We start from the raw sequence: 21,081 nt of genomic DNA on the forward strand, positions 1-21,081 counted from the left end.
GCGCGCGTGGGCGCCTCTCGCCTTCGGCGCTCGGCGTAGGGCGCGGTCCTCGCCCCGCTCGGCCCGCGTAGGCTCGGCCGCTACGCGGCCTCGTAGGACTTGCGGCTTGCGCCGCTCGTGGGAAAACAAATGCCATCGGGGGGTAAACTCCCTCATGCGGATGCTCGGACTGGTCGCTGTAGCCCTGCTCGCCGGGTGCGGCGCCGCTTCGATGTCACGTCGCCGTTGTTTGCCGACGACGGCAGCGTGCTACGGACGCTGGGCGGTGAACCAGCTGTCCGGTGGACGGCGCGGAACTCGCTGGTGAAGTCTGCCGGCCAATTCGGTGATGCGGTGGCCACGGTTCATTACCGAACACGGTTGCCCGCGGATTACGTGTTTGGCCAGAGCACCGAGTCTGACTACTGGATGAACCTGCATTCGCTCAATCGTCACAAGTTGGTGAGTGACATCAAGCTGCCGGGCATGCCCATAGGCCGCGACGACACGCATGTCTACGTGACCGACTATGGTCCTGATGGGCGCCATAGTGCGCCTGGGAGACTGAAGATTCTAAGAATCCCGGTGAGGGCTGGAACTGAGGGCTTCGTGCACTAACCCCAGGAGGCCGACGACAGTCGGCCGACCCCCACGAGGCGGCAAAGCCGCCGAGCCCACCGAAGGAACGAAGTGAGTAAGGCCCTACGAGCGCGAAGCGCTCGCCCCGGCTAGGTCCGTCCGCGCCGGCCTGACGGCCCGCTGCGCTGGCCGCCCGGACCCCGTGGCCGCCACGACCCGCCGCCACCACCACCGCCCGGCCGCCGGCTGGCGCCCGGCCGCGCATGCGTGCGCCCCGCGCCCGGTGCGGAGGCGGGCCTGCCCACCGACGCCGACGACGACGGTGGGTGTGGCGTGTTGGCGACGAACCCCTCGAGCTTGCGGCGCGGGATGCCGCGGCCGAGGAACTTCTCCAGGCGGCGCAGGTCGTCCATCTCGTCGTGCGAGACAAAGCTGATCGCGTCGCCGATGGCCTGCGCGCGGCCGGTGCGGCCGATGCGGTGCACGTAGTCTTCCGGCTGCGGCGGGAAGTCGTAGTTGATGACGTGCGAGATGCCGTCAACGTCGATGCCGCGTGCCGCGATATCGGTGGCGACGAGGCAGCGGACGTCACCGGACTTGAAGCGCTTGAGGGCGAGAATCCGCTGGCCCTGGGTGCGGTTCGAATGCAGCGTCGCGCAGCGGATGCCGGCGTCCTCCAGCTTGCGGGCAATGCGATCGGCGCCGTGCTTGGTGCGCGAGAAGACCAGCACCGATTCGAGCGCGGCGTCCTTGAGCAGGTGGACCAGCGCCGGCACCTTGGCGGCCTGTGAGACCTCGACGATCCATTGCGCGACGGCTTCGACCGGCGTCGAGCGCGCGCCGATCTCCACGTGCGCCGGGGACTTCAGGACCTCGCGCGTCACCGCCTCGATCTCTTTCGACATCGTCGCCGAGAACAGCAGCGTCTGGCGGGTCTTCGGCGTCGCCGCCACGATCTTGCGGATCGGCGGCAGGAACCCCATGTCCAGCATGCGGTCGGCCTCGTCCAGCACCAGCACCTGCAGGTCGGCGAAGTTCACGTGCCGCTGCTGCATCAGGTCGAGCAGGCGCCCGGGCGTGGCCACGGCGATGTCAACGCCGCGGCGCAGGGCCTGGATCTGCGGGCCCTCGCCGACGCCGCCGAAGATGGTGGCGTAGCGCAGGTTGAGGTGGCGGCCATAGGCGCGGATGTTCTCCTCGATCTGCGCCACCAGCTCGCGCGTGGGGGCGACGATCAGGGCGCGCATGTGCCGGGTTGGCTCCGAGCCGCTCAGGCGCTCGAGCAAGGGCAGCACGAAGGCCGCGGTCTTGCCGGTGCCGGTCTGCGCCACGCCGATGATGTCGCGGCCTTCGAGGATGATCGGGATGGCCTTTGCCTGGATCGGCGTCGGCTCGACGTAACCCTGTTCCGTGAGCGCGCTGGTGATCTTCGAGCCGAGGCCGAGCGTCGTGAATGGCAACTAGGAACCTAGAACCTTTTTCCTGAAGTAATCGATGGTGCGCACGAGCCCCTGCTCGAGCGGCACTTTCGGCTCCCAGCCGAGCAGGGTGCGCGCCCGGGTGATGTCCGGCTGCCGCACCTTCGGGTCGTCGGTGGGCAGCGGCCCGTAGACGATCCGGCTCTTCGACCCCGTCATCTCGATGATCAGGCGCGCGATCTGCTCGATCGTCATCTCCTGCGGGTTGCCGATGTTGATCGGATCGTTTTCCTTCGAGTGCATCAGGCGGATGATGCCGTCCACCAGGTCGCTGATGTAACAGAAGCTCCGCGTCTGCGTGCCGTCGCCGAACACCGTGACGTCCTGGTTCAGCAGCGCCTGCGAGATGAACGCCGGCACGGCGCGGCCGTCACGGATGCGCATGCGCGGGCCGTAGGTATTGAAGATGCGGACGATCTTGGTGTCGAGGTTGTGGTACCGGCGGTAGGCCACCGTCATCGCTTCGGCAAAGCGCTTGGCTTCATCGTAGACGCCGCGCGGTCCGATCGGGTTGACGTTGCCCCAGTAGCTTTCTTTCTGCGGATGTTCGAGCGGATCGCCGTAGACCTCGGAGGTGGAGGCGATCAGGAACGTGGCCCCCTTCGCCTTGGCCAGGCCCAGCGCCTTATGGGTGCCGAGCGCGCCGACCTTGAGCGTCGGGATGGGCAGCTCCAGGTAGTCGATCGGGCTGGCCGGGCTGGCCCAGTGCAGCACGTAGTCCACCGGGCCGTCGACGTCGATGTAGTTGGTGACGTCGTGGCGGATGAACTGGAAGTCGCGGTCGCGCAGGTGCGCGATGTTGGCCAGGTCACCGGTCAGCAGGTTGTCGATGCCGACCACCGAGAAGCCGCGATCGAGCAGCGCCTCCGACAGGTGGGAGCCGATGAAGCCGGCGGCGCCGGTGATGACCGCGCGCGGCACCTTAGGCGGCCCCGCGGTTCGGGGTAAGCACGCGGATCAGGGTCAGCCACATGATTTTGATGTCCAGGGTTACCGACCAGTTTTCGATGTAGTACAGGTCGTACTCGATGCGCTTCTCGAGCGAGGTGTTGCCGCGCCAGCCGTTGACCTGGGCCCAGCCGGTGATGCCGGCCTTCACCTTGTGGCGGAGCATGTACTGCGGAATGCGGTGCTTGAACTGCTCGACGAAGAAGGGCCGTTCCGGCCGCGGGCCGACAATCGACATCTCGCCGACCAGCACGTTCCAGAACTGCGGCCATTCGTCGAGGTCGTGGGCGCGCAGCCACGTGCCAATGCCGGTCGCGCGCGGGTCGTTCTCGTCGCCCCACACCGGGCCTTCCGGCTCGGCGTCGAGCGGCATCGTCCGGAACTTGTAGACGTTGAACTGCTTGCCGTCGAGGCCCATGCGCTCCTGCGTGTAGAACACCGGTCCGGGCGAGCTCTGCTTGATCAGCCACGAGATCAGCAGACCGGGCAGCGCCATCACCGTCAGCGCGCCGGCGGAGATCAGGATGTCGAGCGTGCGCTTGAAGAACGCGCTCACGCCCTGGTGGGGCACGTCGTTCAGGTTGATGACCGGCACGCCGTCGAGGTCTTCGAGCCGCGCCCGCAGTGCGATGAACTGCAGCAGGTCGGGCACCACCTTGACGTCGACGCCCTCGCGGCTGGTCGATTCGACCAGGTCGAGCAGCTTCATGTGCTCTTCGAGCGGCAGCGCCACGTAGAGGTCGTCGATCTTCTCGTTGGCGACGATCTCCGCGGCTTGCTTGAGCGAGCCGAGGAGCGGCAGCCCCCGGTAGCCGAGGTGATCGCCGCCGGCCTTGTCGTCGACGAAGCCGACCAGCTGATAGCCGAGCTCGCGATGCTCGAGCATCCGGTCCGCCACCACGCGGCCCAGCTCGCCGGCGCCGGCGATCAGGATGCGCCGCAGGCCGACCCCCGCCAGCCAGCGCCGCTCGAGCGCTTCGCGGATGAACTTGCGCGACAGGTAGCCGGCGACGATGTTGCAGAGCAGGAACAGCGCCCACACCAGCCGCGACACTTCGAAGGCGCCGATGTCGCGCTGCACGTCCGACGCGTAGTAGGCCTGGAAATACAGCGTGCTGACGATGCCGAGCACGACGGCGAAGATGCTGCCGACCAGCACGTTGAAGAAGTCGTCGATGCGCGAGCGGCCGCGCCGCAGGCGATACAGGCCCTGGAAGTGGAAGCCGATCGGCACCACCAGCGCCACGAACGGCAGCACGCTGAAGTACTGCTCAATGGGCGGCTGGCCGCGGGTGATGGTGAAGAGGCCGGATTCGAAGCGGAGGACGTAGGCGAGCAGGAACGCCACCATGGCCATCACCGCGTCGGTGGCCACGTGGAAGGCGACGAGCAGGCGGTTGTGGCGCCTTACCATCGGTGCCCCGCGGGCGCGCGCATGGTGTCGTCCACGACCTGTTCGATGGCGGCGACAAACCGCCGCCGCGAGAAGGTATCGGCGTGGGCGCGGATGCGGGCGGGGTCCCACGTCGTCGCCGCCGCGCGCCGCAAGCCGGCTTCGAGCGATTCCACCGTGGTGTCGCCCACCAGCACGCCGGTCTCGCCGTCGATCACGGTGTCGAGCGCGCCGCCGCGGCCCAGGGCCACGACCGGCCGGCCGCAGGCCTGCGCCTCGACCGGCACGATGCCGAAGTCTTCTTCACCGGGGAGGATGGCCGCCGTGCAGGTTCGGTACAAGTCGCGAATCTCTTCATCCGATCGCCAGCCGGCCAGCTCGATGCCGTCGCCCGCCAGGCGCTCGAGGTTGTGCCGTTCGGGTCCGCTCCCGACGACGGTCAGGCGCATGCCGGCGCGTCGCGCGGCCATCATGGCCAGATCGACACGTTTATAGGGAACCAGGGCAGACACCACGAGAAAATTTGGTGATCTGGTGATTTGGGGATTTGGGGATTTGGTTGGAGGCACGGCTATCGCCGCCTCGTCCGAGGCGGGTGTGTAGAAGTCAGTGTCGACCGGTGGATACACAAGGGTCGACTGACGATTATAGTACAGCGCGATCCTCCGCGCAACATATTGAGAGATAGCGAGATAGCGGTGTACCCGGCCTTCCGTGGCGCGGTCCCACCGGGCCAGTCCCGCCAGCACCGGGCGGAGCAGGGCGCTCGGCACTTTCCCGACCCGATCCGGGCCGAAATAGGCGTCGAACTGGTCCCACGCGTACCGCATGGGGGTCAGGCAGTAGCAGAGGTGCTTGGCCCGCCCCGTCACGACCACCGACTTGGCGGCGCAGTGGCTGGTGCTGATCACCAGGTCGTAGCCATCCAGGTCGAACTGTTCCACGGCCATGGGGAAGAGCGGCAGGTACTGGCGATACAGCCTGCCGGCGAAGGGCAGCCAATGGATGGGGGACTTCTTCACCAGCCGCCGCTCGATGATCGGCGTGACGGTGCCCTTCAGGTAGACCAGCGTGAACAGATCCGCGGCGGGGAAGAGCTCGCAGAAGACCTCGAGCGCCTTTTCCCCCCCGCGCATTCCGGTGATCCAGTCGTGGATGAGGGCGACGCGCACCTCGCGATCATACAGGGCGCACGCCTCCGGCGCTCGTGGGGCGCGGGGCTGAGCCCCGCGTAGGGCTCGGCGCTTCGCGCCTCGTGGGGCTCGCGGCTTCCACCTTCGCGCCTTCGGCGCTACGGCGGACAAGTCGCCGCTCGTGGGGATTGACCGTCCATCCAGTATAAGTGCACTATAAGTGCATGGCCGTCAAAACCATCACAATCGACATGGAGGCGTACGGCCTGCTCTCTCGCCACAAGGCGAGCGGTCAGTCGTTCTCGCAGGTGATCAAGGCGCATTTCGGGCCGCAGCCTACGGTTGGCCGGTTTGTGGCGCGGATTCGTTCGAGCCACCTCAGCCCGGCGGCCATCGACGCGATCGAGAAGCAGGTGCAGGCCCGCAAGCTCTCGCCAGTCCGGGCCGTCAAGCTGTGATCCATCTCGACTCCTCGTTCCTGATCGATTTGCATCGCGAAACGGTGAGTGGGCGACCCGGTGGCGCGCTGGACCTGATCGAGTCGCTTGATCCAAACGAGCTGCTCGGTGTGTCAGTGCACGTGGCGTGTGAACTGCGCGCCGGGGCGGAACTCTCGCGCCACGCGCTACGTGAGCATGAGGCCTTGGATGAACTGATGTCGGGTCTTCAAGTGGTGTACCCGGACGACCGGTTCGCGTCACACTACGCGCGATTACTGGCCGCGACGACACGCGGCAGCAAGCCGGTGGCCACCATGGATCTGCTGATTGCCACGGCGGCGACTCTTGATGATGCGCCGCTCGTGACGCGGAACGTAAAGGACTTTTCGCGCGTGCCAGGCCTGCGGGTTCTCAAATATTGAGCGGCCGATGCAGGATTCGGGCACTGTGCTGTCGATGGCGCAACTCGTGCTCGTGATGGTGGTGGCGCTGCTCGTATTCGGCCCGCGCTATCGTTCTCGTTGACCCACGAGGCCGCGGAGCGGCCGAGCCTCAGGAAGGCCGCCGCAGGCGGCCGACCCCTACGAGGCGCGTCAGCGCCGAGCCCTACGCGCCGAAGGCGCGCCTACCGGTTCACCACTTCCATGTAGATCTGGTGAATCTTCGCGACGCTCTGCTTCCACGAAAAGTCGCGGGCGCGGGCGAGGCCCTTTGTGATCAGCTCGGCGCGCAGCGTCTCGTCCGTCACCGCGCGGACGATGCCGTCGGCGATGGCCGCGGCTTCGTGCGGGTCCACCAGCAGCGCGGCGCCGCCCGCCACTTCCGGCAGCGATGAGACGTTCGATGTCACCACCGGCGTGCCGCAGGCCATGGCCTCCAGCGGCGGCAGGCCGAAGCCTTCATACAGCGACGGAAACACGAACGCGCGGGCGAGGCGGTAGAACGCCGCCAGCGTTTCCTGCGGCTGGAATCCCAGGAACCGCACGTGCTTGTCCAGCTTGTGCCGGTGCACCGCCTGCCGCAGCGCCGGGTACTTCGACAGCTCGTCGCCGATGATGATCAGCTTGAGGTGGTCGGGACCGCTGAGCCGGGCGAGGGCGAACGCCTCGACCAGGCGTTCGACGTTCTTGTGCGGCTTGATGTTGCCGACGTAGAGCACGAACGGGTGATCGAGCTGGTAGCGCTGCCGCGTCAGGTCCATGCGCGTGGTGTCGGCTTCGCCGAGAAACCGCTCGTCGATGGCGTTGTAGATCACCACCACCTTCTCCGGCGGGATGTCGAAGAAGCGCAGGATGTCGCGCTTCGACGCCTCCGACACCGTCAGCACCTTGTCGGCCTTGCGCGTGGCGCTCCACATCGACCCCTTGGCGTAGACGTGGGCGAGCTTGCCCGGCAGGTACTGCGGGAACATCAGGTGGATGCAGTCGTGGATGGTCACCACCGACCGGCAGCGGATGGCCGGCGGCAGCACGTAGTGCGGCTCGTGGACCATCTTGACGCGCTCGCGCGCGAGCGCGAGCGGGATGCGGAACTGCTCGGCAATCGAATACGGCGGCGCGGTTTCCGGCACCATCCGGAAGTTCCGCCCCAGCACGTCCCCGGAATCCATGTCGTCCGGCTTGCACAGCACCACGTACTCGGTCTGCTGATCGAGGCGTGACAGCTCGATCAGGATGTTGCGAATGTAGGTGCCGATGCCGAAGTCGCGCAGCTTCCGCGCGTCGATCGCGATACGCATGTCAGTCCGTGAAGGGCTTGCCGGTGATTTTCAGGTAGGACCGGAGCAGCCCGGCCCACCGGGGCAGGTGCTTGTCGTAGTACGCGACCTGGCTCTTCCGGCGCATGCGCGCGGTGTCCGGGTTGCGGCCCGCGGACCGCCCGCGGTAGTGCAGGACCTCGGCGCCGGCCACATACAGTACCGTGCGGCCGCGCTTGGTCATCTGCACGCACAGGTCGACGTCTTCCGTGTACATGAAGAACCGCTCGTCGAGCAGGCCCACAGCCTCGAGATCGGGGCGCCGGATCACCATGCAGGCGCCGCTGACCCACGCCACTTCGCGCGCCTGGCGGCTCAACTTGTCCACCCGGCGGACGATGCGCCGGATTTTGCGGTGGTAGAGGGTCGAGAACACCTTCCGCTTGAACTCGCTCCAGGGGCTGATCGGCTCGCCCCACGACAATTCCGGGAACCCGCGCTCGCTCAGCAGGCGGGCGCCCGCCACCGCCGCGTCGCGGTGCGATGCCAGCCCGCGCACCAGCGTCTGGATGGCGCCCGGCGGCGCCACGGTGTCGGGGTTCATGAGCAGGACGTAGTCGCCACCCGTGGCGCGAATGCCCAGGTTGTTCGCGCGCGAGAACCCGACGTTGGTGGGCGACTCGATCACCCGCACGCTCGGGAACCGTTGCCTGACCAGGCCGGCGGTGCCGTCGCTGGACGCGTTGTCAACCACGGTGATGGTGGTCGGGAACGGATCGGTGTGTCCCACCAGCGAGTCGAGGCACGCGACGATCTCGTCCGCCGAGTTGTAGGTGACGATGATGATGGCGAGGGAGAAGAGATTATCGGGCACCGGCACCCTCTTCGATGGCGGCCAGCGTGCGGGCGGCGGTGGCCGCCCAGTTGTACTGGCCCAGCACGGCGGGCGCCTGCTGCAGGATGTCGCGGCGCGCGCCGGCGTTGGTCAGGCACGTAACCAGCGCCGCCGCGATCGCCTCGCGCCCGGCCGCCGGCGGCACGTAGCGCGCGGCCGCGCCGGCCGTTTCACGCGCCACCGGCGTGTCGAGCAACACCGGCGGCACGCCTGCCGCCAGCGCTTCGAGGGGCGTCAGGCCGAAGCCTTCGTATTCCGAGAGGAAGGCAAACACCGAGGCGCGCGCGTACAAGCTCGCCAGCGTGGCGTCGTCAACATAGGACCTGATGTGGATGCGATCCCGATGGCGCGATTGCCCGCGCAGGGCGTCGAGGTCGAGGCGCGGCCGCCGCGTCCGGTTTTCCCCGACGATCTCGAGTTGTGCCGCCGGCACCTGGTCCGCCACGGTATCAAAGGCCCCAATCAACTGATCAACCCGTCGTCGCTCAAACACCGAGCCCACGTATAACACGATTGGCTCGCGCACAGGTTCCGGTGGGGCGGCCATCAGTGACGTGGCGTCCGGCTTCAGCCGGACCACAGCCCGCATGCCGAGGGGAATCACGCGGACACGGGACGCGGGCAGCCCGATGTGCCGCGCGATCTCGCCCTGCGAGAAGGCGGTGTCGGTCAGCACCACCTTGGCGCGCCGCGCCGACCAGGCGGTGAGGAGGCGCCGCCGCAGGCCCTCGCGGGACGCGAACCACTCCGGGTGCGCGAAGAACGACACGTCGTGAATGGTCAGCACCACCGGCGCGGGCGCCGTGAGCGGCGCGGAATACGCCGGCGCGAACACCACGTCGGGACGCCGCGACGCGAGCGCGCGGGGGAAGGCCCATTGTTCCCATGAGGACCCGCCGCTGCCGGCAATGACCCGGACGTTGGACTTCCAGCCCTCGGGAAGCCGTGGCGGCGCGTGCGCGTAGAGCGTCCACTCATGGCGAGCCGCGTCGGGCGCCGTCGCCCACTCGGTGAGCAACTCGCTGAGATACCGTCCCACGCCCGTGGTGTGGCCGCAGAGCTCGCGCGCGTCAACGGCGATGCGCATGGACCTCCATGGCCGAGGCGTAGGCCTTGCGGGCGGCGGCCGCGCACGCGGTCCAGCTGTAGAGCGACGCCTGCAGGAGGCTGCGGTGCGCCGCCGCCTCGACCTCACCATCGTCCAGGAGGGCGCGCATGCGGGCGGTCAGCGCCTCCGCATCGTCAGGATCGATCGGATCGGCGGCGGGGCCGGCCACTTCCGGGAGCGAGCCGCGCGCCGACACCACCACCGGGATCCCGCACGCCATCGCCTCGAGGACCGGCAGGCCGAAGCCTTCCTCGTACGAGGGCAGCACGAGCATCCGCGCGCGGGCGAACAGCTCGATGCGGGTCGCGGTGTCCACGTAGCCCGTGATCTCGACGTGCCCGGCGAGTGGCGCCTCCTTGGCGCGGGCCTCCCAGCGGGCCGAGTCCGGCGTGGTGTGGCCCGCCAGCACGAGGCGCGGCGCATCCGGCACCTGGGCGCGAAGGCGGGCGTAGGCCTCGAGCAGGGTGCCGACGTTCTTGCGCAGGTTCAGCGTGCCCAGGAACAGGATCGTGGTGCCTCGCTGTTTCGCCTGTCGCGCCGCGACCGCGGCGGACCAGTCCGGGCGCCCCGGCGGGCACACGTGGACGCGCGACGGGGTGATGCCCAGCTCACGGGTCACCTCACCGGCCGCGTACTGCGACGACACGACAATGGCGTCGGCGCGCGCCGCGTGCGAGCGCGCCAGCCGCGGGTAGTCGCGGCGGATTTCGGCAGACATTTGTTCCGGGTGGCGCAGAAAATCCAGGTCGTGGATGGTGACCACCCGCGCGCCGTTGGTGGTGGGAATCAGCATCGGGCTCTGGCTGTGGACCACGTCGTGCTCGCCCGCGAACCACTCGATGGGCGGCCATTCCATGCGATTCCAGTCCCAGACCAGGGTGCGTACCGGGATCTTGACGTCCGCGATCCGGGCCGATGGCATCTCGGATGCAAGTGCTGCCGAGGCCCGGTCCTTCCAGGAACTGGTAAACAGCGTGACGGGGTCCTGCGGATGGCTCCCGTCGCACAGGGCCCTGGCGAGTTCATGAACGAATTCGCCGACGCCCGTCCGCTCGCGTAGCGCCGGGCGGTAGTCGACCAGGATCCGCACGCACAAGAGAGTACCACAAGACCGGCAAGTCCTTGTGGTTCAGTATGTTGACAGCATAAACCTCGAATGGTAGTCTTTCATGTTTTGGGGGCGGAATGAAGATCGCGGTGGTGGGGACTGGGTATGTGGGGCTCGTGCTTGGCGCCTGCCTCGCCGAGTCGGGTAACGACGTGACCTGTGTGGACAAGGACGACGCCAAAGTCCGCATGCTCAGGCGCGGCAAGGTGCCCATCTACGAACCCGGCCTCGAAGAGATGGTCAAGCGGAACAAGACCGAGGGCCGGCTGGTGTTCACCACCGAGCTGCCCAAGGCCGTGCGGACGGCCGAGGTGGTCTTCATCGCGGTCGGCACGCCGCAGGGCGAAGACGGCTCCGCCGACCTCCGGCACGTGATGGGTGTGGCGCGCGAGATTGCCCGCGCCATGAACGGCTACAAGGTCATCGTCAACAAGAGCACGGTGCCGGTCGGCACGGCGGAGAAGGTCCGCGAGGTCGTACGGCGCGAAACCACGCATCCGTTCAGCGTGGTCAGCAACCCCGAGTTCCTCAAGCAGGGCGCGGCGGTTGACGACTTCATGAAGCCCGACCGCGTCGTGATTGGCGCCGAAGACCCGCGCGCCGCGGAGCTGATGGTGAAGCTCCATAAGCCGTTCACCCGTACCGGCGCGCCGATCATGGTGATGGACTGCGCGAGCGCCGAGCTGTCGAAGTACGCCTCGAACGCGTTCCTGGCCACCAAGATCTCGTTCATGAACGAGATTGCGAACGTGTGCGACCTGTTCGGCGCCGACGTCGATCGCGTGCGCCAGGCGGTGGGCGCCGATCGCCGCATCGGCACGTCGTTCCTGTTTCCCGGCGTCGGCTACGGCGGCAGCTGCTTTCCGAAAGACGTCAAAGCGGTCACCAAGTTCTCGGCCGACAAGAAGTACGACTTCAAGATCCTGAAGGCCGTGGACGCGGTCAACGAGAGTCAGAAGCGCGTGCTGGTCAAAAAGATCGACGCGCACTTTGGCGGCAACCTCAAGGGCAAGACCATCGCGGTGTGGGGACTGGCCTTCAAGCCCAAGACCGACGACATGCGCGAGGCGCCGTCGGTGCCGATCATCGAGGCGCTGCTGGCCAAGGGCGCCAAGATCCAGGCCTACGATCCCGAGGCCATGACGGTCGCCAAGGGTATCTTCGGCGCCAGGATCACCTACGCCGCCAAGAATTACGAGGCGCTCAAGGGCGCCGACGCGCTGGCGGTGATCACCGAGTGGCAGGAGTTCCGCGAGCCCGACTTCGCGCGCATCAAGAAGCTGATGCGGACGCCGGTCGTGTTCGACGGTCGCAACATCTACCAGCCGGACCAGATGAAGGCGCAAGGCTTCACCTACTTCTCGATCGGACGGTAGCCATGTCTCGCGTAGTCGTCACCGGGGGCGCGGGGTACATCGGCAGCCACGCGGTCCGCGCCCTCGTGGACGCGGGCCATGCGGTCGCCGTGCTCGACGACCTGTCGGCCGGCCACGAACAGTCGATCCCCGCGGGCGTGCCCCTCGTGCGCGCCGCCATCCACGATGTCGAGGCCGTCCGCCGGCTGCTGGTGGAGCATCGCGCCGACGCGGTCATGCACTTCGCGGCCTGGCTCGCGGTCGGCGAGTCGGTGCAGAAGCCGATCGACTACTACCGGAACAACGTGGTCGGCACGCTGGGCGTGCTCGAGGCGATGCGCCAGGCGGGCGTGCGGCGGTTCGTGTTCTCGTCCACCTGCGCGGTCTACGGCGAGCCGTCACGCGTGCCGATTGTCGAAACCCTCGAGACGCGGCCGATCAACGCCTACGGCGAAACCAAGCTGGCGATCGAGCGCGCGCTGCCGCACCTCGAACGTGCCTATGGCCTCAAGTGGATGGCGCTGCGGTATTTCAACGCCGCCGGCGCGCATCCCGACGGCAGCATCGGCGAGGATCACGCGGACGAGATCCACCTGATCCCGCTGGCGATCCGCGCCGCCACCGGCGGCACGCCGCTGAAGGTGTTCGGCGAGGATTACCCGACGCCGGACGGCACCTGCCAGCGCGACTACATCCACGTCTGCGACCTGGCCGAGGCGCATTTGTGCGCGCTGGCCGCGCTCGAAGCCGGGGCCTCGTCATCCGCCTATAACATCGGCACCGGCACGCCGCAGTCGGTGCGCGCCGTGATCGACACGGTGAGCCGCGTCGTCGGGTCGGCGGTGGCCTGGGAGAAGGCGCCGCGGCGCCCGGGCGACCCGGCGGCGCTGTACGCCGCGAGCGACCGCGCCCAGCACGAGCTGAAATGGACGCCGCGCTTCGCCGACCTCGAGGTCATCGTCCGCCACGCATGGCAGTGGCATTCGACCCATCCAAGAGGGTATACGGTGTCTAGCACCCGCTGATGGACGCCTTTCTCCGCCTCCTCCGCTACGCGACGCCCCATAAGGCGGTCATTGCCGGCGCGGCTGTGGCCATGGTCGTGTACGGGGCCGCGTCAGCAGCGCTGGTCTACCTGATCAAGCCGATCATCGACGACGTGCTGACGGCGCAGGGCGACCTGGCGTACATCACCGCGGCGATCCTGGGGGTCTACCTGCTCAAGGGCCTCGGGTCGTATTTCTCCAGCTACCTGATGGAGGGCCTCGGCCACCGCGTGGTGATGGTCGTGCGCAACCAGTTGTTCCGCCACCTGCTGGACCAGTCGGCGGCGTTCTTCGCGCGGCGCACGGCCGGGCAGTTGCTGTCGCGCATCAACAACGACGTCGGCATGGTGCAGCGCGCCGTGTCCGAGACCATCGGCGACCTGTCCCGCGAGTCGCTGACGCTGTTGGGCTCGGCGGCCCTGCTGTTCTATTACGACGCCAAGCTCGCGCTGGTGTGCATGACCGCGGCGCCGCTGGTGGTCTATCCGGTCGTCCGCCTCGGCAAGCGGGTGCGCACCGTCTCGCGGTGGAGCCAGGAGGCGCAGGAACACATGTCGCACGTGGCCGGCGAGGCGTTCACCGGCCACCGCATCGTCAAGGCGTTTGGCGCCGAGGGCCGCGAGGCCGCCAAGTTCGAGCGCTCCTCGTCCACCTTGTTCCGGACCAACCTGAAGGTGACGCGCGTGCTGGCGACGCTGCCGCCGCTCATGGAATTCCTGGGCGGCATCGCCATCGTCGGCGCGCTCTGGTACGGCAGCCGGGAAATTGCCCAGGGGCGGCTGACCGCGGGGGAGTTCACCTCGTTCGTGGCGGCGTTGCTGCTGATGTACGGGCCGATCAAGAAGCTGTCGCGGGTGAACGCCAACCTGCAGCAGGCGATGGCGGCGTCGGAGCGCATCTTCGAGCTGCTCGACACCCACACCGAGGTCCGCGAGCGCGAGGGCGCCGCGCCGATGCCGCCGTTCACCGGCGCCATCGAGTTCAACGACGTCAGCTTCGGCTACGAGGACGGCCACGGCCGCAGCACCCTGCGCGGCGTCTCGTTCACCGTGCGCGCCGGCCAGATGGTGGCGATCGTCGGGCGCAGCGGCGCCGGCAAGACCACGCTGGTCAACCTGCTGCCGCGCTTCTACGACGTGACGGCCGGCGCCATCCTGGTGGATGGGCGGGACATCCGCGACGTCACGCTCGCCTCGCTGCGTGCGCAGATCGGCATGGTGACCCAGGAGACGGTGCTGTTCGACGACACCATCGCCGCCAACATCGCCTACGGCACGCCCGGCGCGCCGATGGCGGCGATCGAGGCGGCGGCGCGGGCGGCCAACGCGCACGACTTCATCGCCGCCCAGCCCCACGGCTACAAGACGACGATCGGCGAGCGCGGCCAGCGGCTGTCGGGCGGGCAGCGGCAGCGGCTGGCGATTGCGCGCGCCCTGCTCAAGAACTCGCCGTTGCTGATCCTGGACGAGGCCACCTCGGCGCTCGACTCCGAATCCGAGCGCCTGGTACAGGAGGCGCTGGCCACGCTGATGATGAACCGCACGTCGTTCGTAATCGCGCATCGCCTCTCGACCGTGCAGAAGGCTGATGCCATCATTGTGCTGGAGCGCGGCCGCCTGGTGGAAATTGGCAAGCACGACGAACTGGTGACGCGGCCCAACGGCAGCTATGCCCGGCTTCACCAGATGCAGTTGCTCGAAACCCGGCCCGAGACCAAAGAGTTGAAGGGCGAACGCTTGAAGGCTGAGTCCGCCCTATGATCAAGAGCATGACCGGTTTTGCCTCCCTCACGCGAGACGATGAGCGCGGTACGATCGGGGTGACCATTCGCGCCGTGAACCACCGCTTCCTGGATCTGCAGTTGCGGCTGCCGGCGTCGCTGGCCTCGCTCGAACCGCAGGTGCGGGCGCTGGTGCAGAAGCGGCTCGCCCGCGGGCGCGTCGAGATCGCGGTCTCGCTGCAACTGCGGCAGGCCACCGCGCCGCGAATCGAGCTCAACGCCGAGTTCGCGCAGGCGCTGTCGGCCGCCATGGAGCAGGCCCGGTCGCGGGGCCTGATCACCGGCACGCTGACGCCCGGCGACCTGCTGCGCCTGCCGCAGGCCCTGACCATCCAGGAACAGATGCCCGAGTCGGGCGGCCTGGCCGAAGCGCTGGGCGCGCCGGTGGATGCGGCCCTCGACGGCGCCATCGAGCAACTCGAGACCATGCGCGTCAAGGAAGGGCAGCACCTGCGCGCCGATCTCGATGCGCGCAAGGCATTGCTGGCGGACCTGATCGTCCGGATTGCGGCGGCCGCCAACACCGGGCGCGAGGCGCTCGAGGCGCGGCTGCTCGAGCGGGCCCGCGAGCTGGCCGGGGCGCTGCCGATCGACCAGGCGGCGCTGGCCCAGGAAGTGGTGCGCGTGGCGCAGCGCTCCGACATCAGCGAGGAGGTGACGCGCTTCCACGGCCACCTCGCGCATTGGGACGCGTTGTCCGACAGCCCTGAGCCGTGTGGCCGCAAGCTCGACTTCCTGCTGCAGGAGATGAACCGCGAGGTCAACACGATCGGGTCGAAGGCCGACGGGCTACAGGTGTCGGAGGTGGTGATCCAGGCCAAGGCCGAACTGGAGAAGATGCGCGAGCAGGTGCAGAATGTCGAGTAGGACCCGCGGGCTGCTGTTCATCGTCTCGGCGGCCTCGGGCACCGGCAAGACGACGCTGGCCGAGCGCCTGGTGCAGATTCTCCCCAACCTGCGGATGTCGCGCTCCTACACGTCGCGGGCGGCGCGGGCCGGCGAGCGCGACGGCGTGGACTACAACTTCGTCAGCCGCGAAACCTTCGAGGCGATGATCCTCCGCCAGGAATTTCTGGAGTGGGCGGACGTGTTCGGCAACCTCTACGGGACCTCTCGCCTCGACACCGAGGGCTACCTGGCCTCCGGCCAGGACGTCGTGCTGACCATCGACGTGCAGGGCGCGGAGCAGGTCAAGGCCCAGGACATCGACCACACGCGCATCTTCGTCCTGCCGCCGTCGTTCGAGATTCTCGAGCGGCGGCTGCGCGGCCGCAGCCTCGACAGCGAGGACGCCATCCAGCGGCGGCTGTCGACGGCGCGCGCCGAGGTGTTTCATTGCACCGCCTACGACTACGTCGTGATCAATGATGAACTGGAACCCACGGTGGTGCGGATGCAGGAAATCATTGCCGCCGAGCGGTCGCGGACGCACCGCATGAAGCCGATTGCGGAAGAGATCATTCGGACGTTTCGTCCCTGAAGGTTGACCATGGCATTCATCGCACTCGGCGTGACCGGCGGCATCGGCGCCTACAAGGCGGTGGAGATCGCGCGCGGGCTCCAGAAAAACGGTCACGAGGTGGTGGCGGTGATGACCCGGTCGGCGACGCAGTTCGTCGGCCCGCTGACGTTCGAGGCCATCACCCACCGCGAAGTGATTACCGATCAGTGGAAGGCGGGCGCCAACGCCGACATCGAGCACATCTCGATCGCCTCGACCATCGACCTGCTGCTGGTGGCCCCGGCCACCGCCAACACCATCGGTAAGTTCGCGAACGGCCTCGCCGACGATTTCCTGTCGTCGCTCTACGTCGCCACCCGCGCGCCGGTGCTGATCGCACCGGCGATGAACACCAACATGTTCGAGCACCCGGCCGTGGTGAAGAACCTCGAGACGCTGATGGCGCGCGGCGTGCACGTGGTGGACCCGGGCGCCGGCTACCTGGCCTGCGGATGGATTGGCAAGGGCCGCCTGGCGGAACCGGACGACGTGGTCGCGGCGGCGGAACAGCTCTTGGGTGCGAAGACCTCGGCCGTTGGCGCGCCGAAGCCGTTAGGCGAAGGCGGCACCCTGGCCGGCCGGCGTCTGCTCGTCACCGCCGGCCCGACCTTCGAAGACATTGATCCCGTTCGCTATCTCGGCAATCGATCCAGCGGGCGCATGGGCTACGCCCTGGCCGCCGAGGCCCTGCGCCGCGGCGCCGCGGTCACGCTGGTCAGCGGGCCCACGCACCTGCCGGCGCCTCACGGCGCCGACGTGATCGCGGTGCGCAGCGCCGCCGAGATGCACACCGCGGTGATGGCGCGGGCCGCCGAACAGGATGCGGTGATCATGGCGGCGGCGGTGGCCGACTACACGCCGGCCGAGCCCGCGTCCCACAAGGTCAAGAAGAGCGACGGCGCGCTGACCATTACGCTCAACCGGACCAAGGACATTCTCGGTGACCTCGGCCGGCTGCCGTCGCGCGCCCAGGGCGTGCCGGTGCTGATTGGGTTTGCCGCCGAGACCGACGACGTGGTCGCCTACGCCCAGGGCAAGCTCGCGAAGAAGGCGGTGGACCTGGTCGTGGCCAACGACGTCTCGCGGGCCGGCGCCGGGTTCGACGTTGACACCAACGCCGTGTCGATCGTGTCGAAGGCCGGCGTCGAAGACGTGCCCCTGCAGAGCAAGAGCGCGGTGGCCGGCCGCATTCTCGATCGCGTCGAGCAGTTGCTGATCGCCGTTCCCGCGCGCAACGCCGCCGCCAAGGCCTAGCCCATGTCACGCGAAATTGCCGATCACCTGCGTTACTACGCAGACATGGGAGTCACCGGCCTGAGCCGCGACCCCGCCTGGCGAGAGCGGGCCGAAGCGGCTGCCACTGAGGTCCGCCTAAAGGCGGACGCCACATTGGTGGACACCACATCGCAAGCGGTCAGCGAATCGCTGGACGACATCAAGACCGAGATCGGCCCGGCCTGCATGCGCTGCAAGCTGTGCACGCTCGGACGTTCGCAGACTGTGTTCGGCGTCGGCAACCCGAAGGCGCGCCTGATGTTCGTGGGTGAGGCGCCGGGCGAAGAAGAAGACAAGCGCGGCGAGCCGTTCGTGGGCCGCGCCGGGCAACTGCTGACCAAGATCATCGAAGCCATCGGCCTCTCGCGCGAGCAGGTCTACATTGCCAACGTGATCAAGTGCCGGCCGCCCGAGAACCGCAATCCCGAATCGGACGAAGTGGCGGCGTGCGAGCCGTACCTGTTCCGGCAGATCGACGTCGTCAACCCCGCCGTGATCGTGCCGCTCGGCAAGTTCGCGGCGCAGTGCCTGCTGAAGACGACTGACCCGATCACACGGCTGCGCGGGCGGACCTTCGACTATCGCGGCACCACCTTGATCCCGACCTTTCATCCCGCCTACCTGCTGCGCAACCCGTCGGCGAAGCGCGAAGTGTGGGAAGACATGAAGAAGGTCCGCGCCATCCTCCAGGGCGACCTGTAGGTACCCCGTGAGCGATCGTCTCGTGTCCGTCGCGGTGCCGGTGCCCGCGCTCGGCCTGCTCACCTATCGCGTCCCTCCCGATCAGCCCATGCCCGTGCCCGGCGCGCGCGTGGTGGTGCCGCTTGGCCCGCGCCAGATCACCGGCGTCGCCGTCGGGCAGGTCAGCGCCGCCGACACCAGGTTCGCGCTGAAGGACATCGTCCAGGTGATGGACGCGGACGCGTTCGTGCCGGCGGATGTGGTCAAGCTCACGCAGTGGGTGGCCGACTATTACCTGGCCGGCCCCGGCGCGGCGCTCGCCGCGGCGCTGCCGCCGCACGGGTTGACCGCGCGGGCGGACCGATTCAAGACCGTGCGGGTGGTGGCGCTCACCGCGGCGGGCATGGTCCGCCTAAAGGCGGACGCTACGGCAGGCGAGGTGGCGTCCGGCTTCTCGACCGACGACGCCTCGGCGAAGGCGGTTAGCCGGACCTTGGGCAAGAAACAGCAAGAGGCGCTGGAGTTGCTCAAGGGCTCGCCCGACGGCATGGCGGCGCCCGACCTCGCCGCTCGCGGCATCGCCTCCGCCACCATCACCCGGCTGAAGGGGTTCGGCTACGTCGCGGTCCGCAACGACCGCGTCGATCGCGATCCGTTCGAGCATGCGGTCGGTGCCGGCAAGGCTTCCACCTTCGCGCCGGGCGCTACGGTGGACAAGGACGGTGCGTCGGCACGGCGAGCGCTGACGGACGAGCAACAGGCCGCGATGGCCCACCTCGCGCCGTTGGCCGCAGCGAAGGCCTTTCACGTCGCGCTCGTGCACGGCGTGACCGGCAGCGGCAAGACCGAGGTCTACCTGCAGCTGGCCGACGCGGTGCGGCAGAGCGGGCGCGGCGTGCTGATGCTGGTGCCCGAGATTGCGTTGACGCCGCAGGTGGCGGCGCTGTTTCGCGCCCGCTTCGGCGCCGCGGTGGCGATCCAGCACAGCGGCCTGTCGGACGGCGAGCGGCACGACCAGTGGCATCGCATCCGCCGCGGCGACGTCAACGTCGTGATCGGCACGCGCTCGGCGGTGTTCGCGCCGCTGGCCAACCCCGGCCTGATCATCGTCGACGAAGAGCACGACACCTCGTACAAGCAGGACGAGACGCCGCGCTACAACGGCCGCGACGTCGCCATCATGCGCGGCAAGTTCGCCGGCGCGCTGGTCGTCATCGGCTCGGCGACGCCGACGCTCGAGTCCTACGCCAACGCGCTGGCCGGGCGCTACTCGCTGGTCACCCTCAACCGCCGCGTGCTCGACCGGCCGATGGCGCAGGTGCAGGTGATCAACATGCGCGACGAGATCGCGGCCGCGGGCACCGAGGTGGTGTTGAGCCGGGCGCTGCACGAGGCGATCCAGGCGCGGCTGGACCAGGGGCAGCAGTCGCTGATTCTGCTCAACCGGCGGGGATTTGCCAATTCGGTGCTGTGCCGGCAATGCGGCGCGAGCCTGGAGTGCCCCAACTGCAGCGTGACGCTGACCGTGCACACGAGTCAGGGCCTGCCGAGCCGAAGCGCGGAGCGCGAAGGCTGGCGGGCGCGTTGCCACTACTGCAACTTCACCCGGATGGTGCCGAAGGCGTGCGAGAAATGCGCCGCCCCCTACATGGAACGCATCGGCTTCGGCACCGAGCGCGTCGAGGCCGAGGTTCGCGCCGCGTTCCCGAAGGCGAGGGTGGCGCGCGTCGATCGCGACACCGTGCGCCGGAAGGGCAGTCTCGTCGAGATCCTGGACCGCGTGGCGAGCCGCGATGTGGACGTGCTGATCGGCACGCAGATGATCGCGAAGGGCCACGACTTTCCGGAGGTCACGCTGGTCGGCGTGATCTCCGCCGACGTCGGCCTCGGGCTCGCCGACTTCCGCTCGGCCGAACGCACGTTCCAGCTGCTCACGCAGGTGGCCGGCCGCGCCGGCCGCGGCGAGCGGCCCGGGCAGGCCATCATCCAGTCGCTGGTGCCCGAGCATTACAGCGTGCGGCTGGCCTGCGACCAGGACTACCGCGCCTTCTACGAGAAGGAAGTCGAGTTCCGCCGGGCCATGCGCTACCCGCCGCAAGTGGCGATGGTCAACGTCGTGGTGCGCGGCAAGACGTTCGAAGAGGCGATGGCCGGCGCGCACGACCTGGCCGAGGCGACCAAGGGCGGGCGCGGCTTCGTGGTGCTCGGCCCGGCGCCGGCGCCGCTGACGAAGTTGCGCGGCGAACACCGCGCCCAGTTCTTCCTGAAGGGGACGAGCCGCAAGGCGATGCGCGAGGCGCTGCAACTGGCCCTGTCGCGGAAGCCGGAACTGGGCAAGCGCCTCTCGGTGGACGTCGACCCGCTATCGATGTTGTGACAGTGTCGACACTCGAATACCAATCTTGCACACTGTCTGCGCACGAGTCATTGACTGCAGCAGGGTTCCGCATAGAATCGCGACAGCTTGCGGCGGATGCATTCGGCGTTGCGCTGTGAGATTCGGACTTATGGATCGTTCGGCGTTTCGTAACCAGCACTCCATGTGCTCTTGGCGGCCTCCTCGGCAGCCGGGATGATGGCCGTTGCCCCCAACGGGATCGGGTGATCGATCGCAACACTCACTCTCCAGGCGCCACATGGCGCGGGTTCCTTCATCCGGGCCGGAGGTGTGAGTGACACATCGAGT

Annotated in this window: 19 protein-coding genes; 11 read left to right on the forward strand and 8 right to left on the reverse strand. The window is 68.2% G+C overall.

Going from position 1 to position 21,081, the window contains the following annotated elements; genetic code table 11:
* Nucleotides 1-195: 195 nt before the first annotated feature.
* Nucleotides 196-597, forward strand: coding sequence for a hypothetical protein (locus tag WC815_01045; protein MFA5907340.1), 402 nt, complete (start codon nt 196-198; stop codon nt 595-597).
* A 110-nt stretch (nt 598-707) separates the two neighbouring features.
* Here the strand turns inward: WC815_01045 and WC815_01050 are convergent, their stop codons facing one another.
* The 4 genes from WC815_01050 to WC815_01065 are packed head-to-tail and all read right to left on the reverse strand — an operon-like array spanning nt 708 to nt 5,549.
* Entirely contained in the window at nt 708-2,018 is a 1,311-nt protein-coding gene (locus WC815_01050; GenBank protein ID MFA5907341.1) for a DEAD/DEAH box helicase, read from the reverse strand.
* Nucleotides 2,019-2,957 carry a UDP-glucuronic acid decarboxylase family protein gene (locus WC815_01055; GenBank protein MFA5907342.1) on the reverse strand — a complete coding sequence of 313 codons (939 nt, stop codon included), beginning with the start codon at nt 2,955-2,957 and terminating at the stop codon, nt 2,019-2,021.
* A gap of 1 nt (nt 2,958) precedes the next feature.
* Nucleotides 2,959-4,398 (reverse strand): undecaprenyl-phosphate glucose phosphotransferase, encoded by a 1,440-nt coding sequence (locus WC815_01060; GenBank protein MFA5907343.1) that lies wholly within the window; start codon nt 4,396-4,398, stop codon nt 2,959-2,961.
* Nucleotides 4,392-5,549, reverse strand: coding sequence for a glycosyltransferase (locus WC815_01065; protein MFA5907344.1), 1,158 nt, complete (start codon nt 5,547-5,549; stop codon nt 4,392-4,394). Before WC815_01065 ends, WC815_01060 begins: the two co-directional genes overlap by 7 nt.
* 185 nt (nt 5,550-5,734) lie before the next feature.
* On the opposite strand from WC815_01065, the gene WC815_01070 reads away from it, so the two are divergent.
* Nucleotides 5,735-5,968 (forward strand): hypothetical protein, encoded by a 234-nt coding sequence (locus WC815_01070; GenBank protein MFA5907345.1) that lies wholly within the window; start codon nt 5,735-5,737, stop codon nt 5,966-5,968.
* Nucleotides 5,965-6,372: a type II toxin-antitoxin system VapC family toxin gene (locus tag WC815_01075; GenBank protein ID MFA5907346.1), complete on the forward strand. Its 408-nt coding sequence runs from the start codon at nt 5,965-5,967 to the stop codon at nt 6,370-6,372. The genes WC815_01070 and WC815_01075 overlap by 4 nt, the downstream gene beginning before the upstream one ends.
* Before the next feature lie 203 nt (nt 6,373-6,575).
* On the opposite strand, the gene WC815_01080 is transcribed toward WC815_01075, so the two are convergent.
* From WC815_01080 to WC815_01095, 4 genes are read right to left on the reverse strand one after another with little or no spacing between them, the layout of a single operon-like run.
* A complete protein-coding gene (locus WC815_01080; GenBank protein MFA5907347.1) occupies nt 6,576-7,688 on the reverse strand; it encodes a glycosyltransferase family 1 protein in 1,113 nt (370 codons plus the stop codon).
* Between the two features lies 1 nt (nt 7,689).
* Entirely contained in the window at nt 7,690-8,520 is an 831-nt protein-coding gene (locus tag WC815_01085; GenBank protein MFA5907348.1) for a glycosyltransferase family 2 protein, read from the reverse strand.
* Nucleotides 8,510-9,628, reverse strand: coding sequence for a glycosyltransferase family 1 protein (locus WC815_01090; protein ID MFA5907349.1), 1,119 nt, complete (start codon nt 9,626-9,628; stop codon nt 8,510-8,512). The genes WC815_01085 and WC815_01090 overlap by 11 nt, the downstream gene beginning before the upstream one ends.
* Nucleotides 9,612-10,739 (reverse strand): glycosyltransferase family 1 protein, encoded by a 1,128-nt coding sequence (locus WC815_01095; protein ID MFA5907350.1) that lies wholly within the window; start codon nt 10,737-10,739, stop codon nt 9,612-9,614. Before WC815_01095 ends, WC815_01090 begins: the two co-directional genes overlap by 17 nt.
* A gap of 95 nt (nt 10,740-10,834) precedes the next feature.
* Between WC815_01095 and WC815_01100 the strand changes: the two genes are divergently transcribed.
* The 8 genes from WC815_01100 to priA are packed head-to-tail and all read left to right on the forward strand — an operon-like array spanning nt 10,835 to nt 20,772.
* Nucleotides 10,835-12,133 (forward strand): UDP-glucose/GDP-mannose dehydrogenase family protein, encoded by a 1,299-nt coding sequence (locus WC815_01100; protein ID MFA5907351.1) that lies wholly within the window; start codon nt 10,835-10,837, stop codon nt 12,131-12,133.
* A 2-nt stretch (nt 12,134-12,135) separates the two neighbouring features.
* The gene (gene galE, locus WC815_01105) at nt 12,136-13,137 is read left to right on the forward strand and encodes a UDP-glucose 4-epimerase GalE (protein ID MFA5907352.1); all 1,002 of its coding nucleotides are present in this window, start codon (nt 12,136-12,138) and stop codon (nt 13,135-13,137) included.
* Nucleotides 13,137-14,918 (forward strand): lipid A export permease/ATP-binding protein MsbA, encoded by a 1,782-nt coding sequence (gene msbA / locus WC815_01110; protein MFA5907353.1) that lies wholly within the window; start codon nt 13,137-13,139, stop codon nt 14,916-14,918. Before galE ends, msbA begins: the two co-directional genes overlap by 1 nt.
* An 8-nt stretch (nt 14,919-14,926) precedes the next feature.
* Complete coding sequence (locus WC815_01115; GenBank protein ID MFA5907354.1) at nt 14,927-15,805, forward strand: YicC/YloC family endoribonuclease; 879 nt, start codon at nt 14,927-14,929, stop codon at nt 15,803-15,805.
* Nucleotides 15,795-16,418, forward strand: a complete 624-nt coding sequence (gene gmk, locus WC815_01120) for a guanylate kinase (GenBank protein MFA5907355.1) — start codon at nt 15,795-15,797, stop codon at nt 16,416-16,418. Before WC815_01115 ends, gmk begins: the two co-directional genes overlap by 11 nt.
* Before the next feature lie 9 nt (nt 16,419-16,427).
* The gene (gene coaBC, locus WC815_01125) at nt 16,428-17,693 is read left to right on the forward strand and encodes a bifunctional phosphopantothenoylcysteine decarboxylase/phosphopantothenate--cysteine ligase CoaBC (GenBank protein ID MFA5907356.1); all 1,266 of its coding nucleotides are present in this window, start codon (nt 16,428-16,430) and stop codon (nt 17,691-17,693) included.
* Between the two features lie 3 nt (nt 17,694-17,696).
* Entirely contained in the window at nt 17,697-18,416 is a 720-nt protein-coding gene (locus WC815_01130; GenBank protein ID MFA5907357.1) for a uracil-DNA glycosylase, read from the forward strand.
* A gap of 7 nt (nt 18,417-18,423) precedes the next feature.
* The gene (gene priA / locus WC815_01135; GenBank protein ID MFA5907358.1) at nt 18,424-20,772 is read left to right on the forward strand and encodes a primosomal protein N'; all 2,349 of its coding nucleotides are present in this window, start codon (nt 18,424-18,426) and stop codon (nt 20,770-20,772) included.
* Nucleotides 20,773-21,081 lie beyond the last annotated feature (309 nt).

The organism is Vicinamibacterales bacterium, assembly GCA_041659285.1.
Taxonomy (GTDB): domain Bacteria; phylum Acidobacteriota; class Vicinamibacteria; order Vicinamibacterales; family UBA2999; genus 12-FULL-67-14b.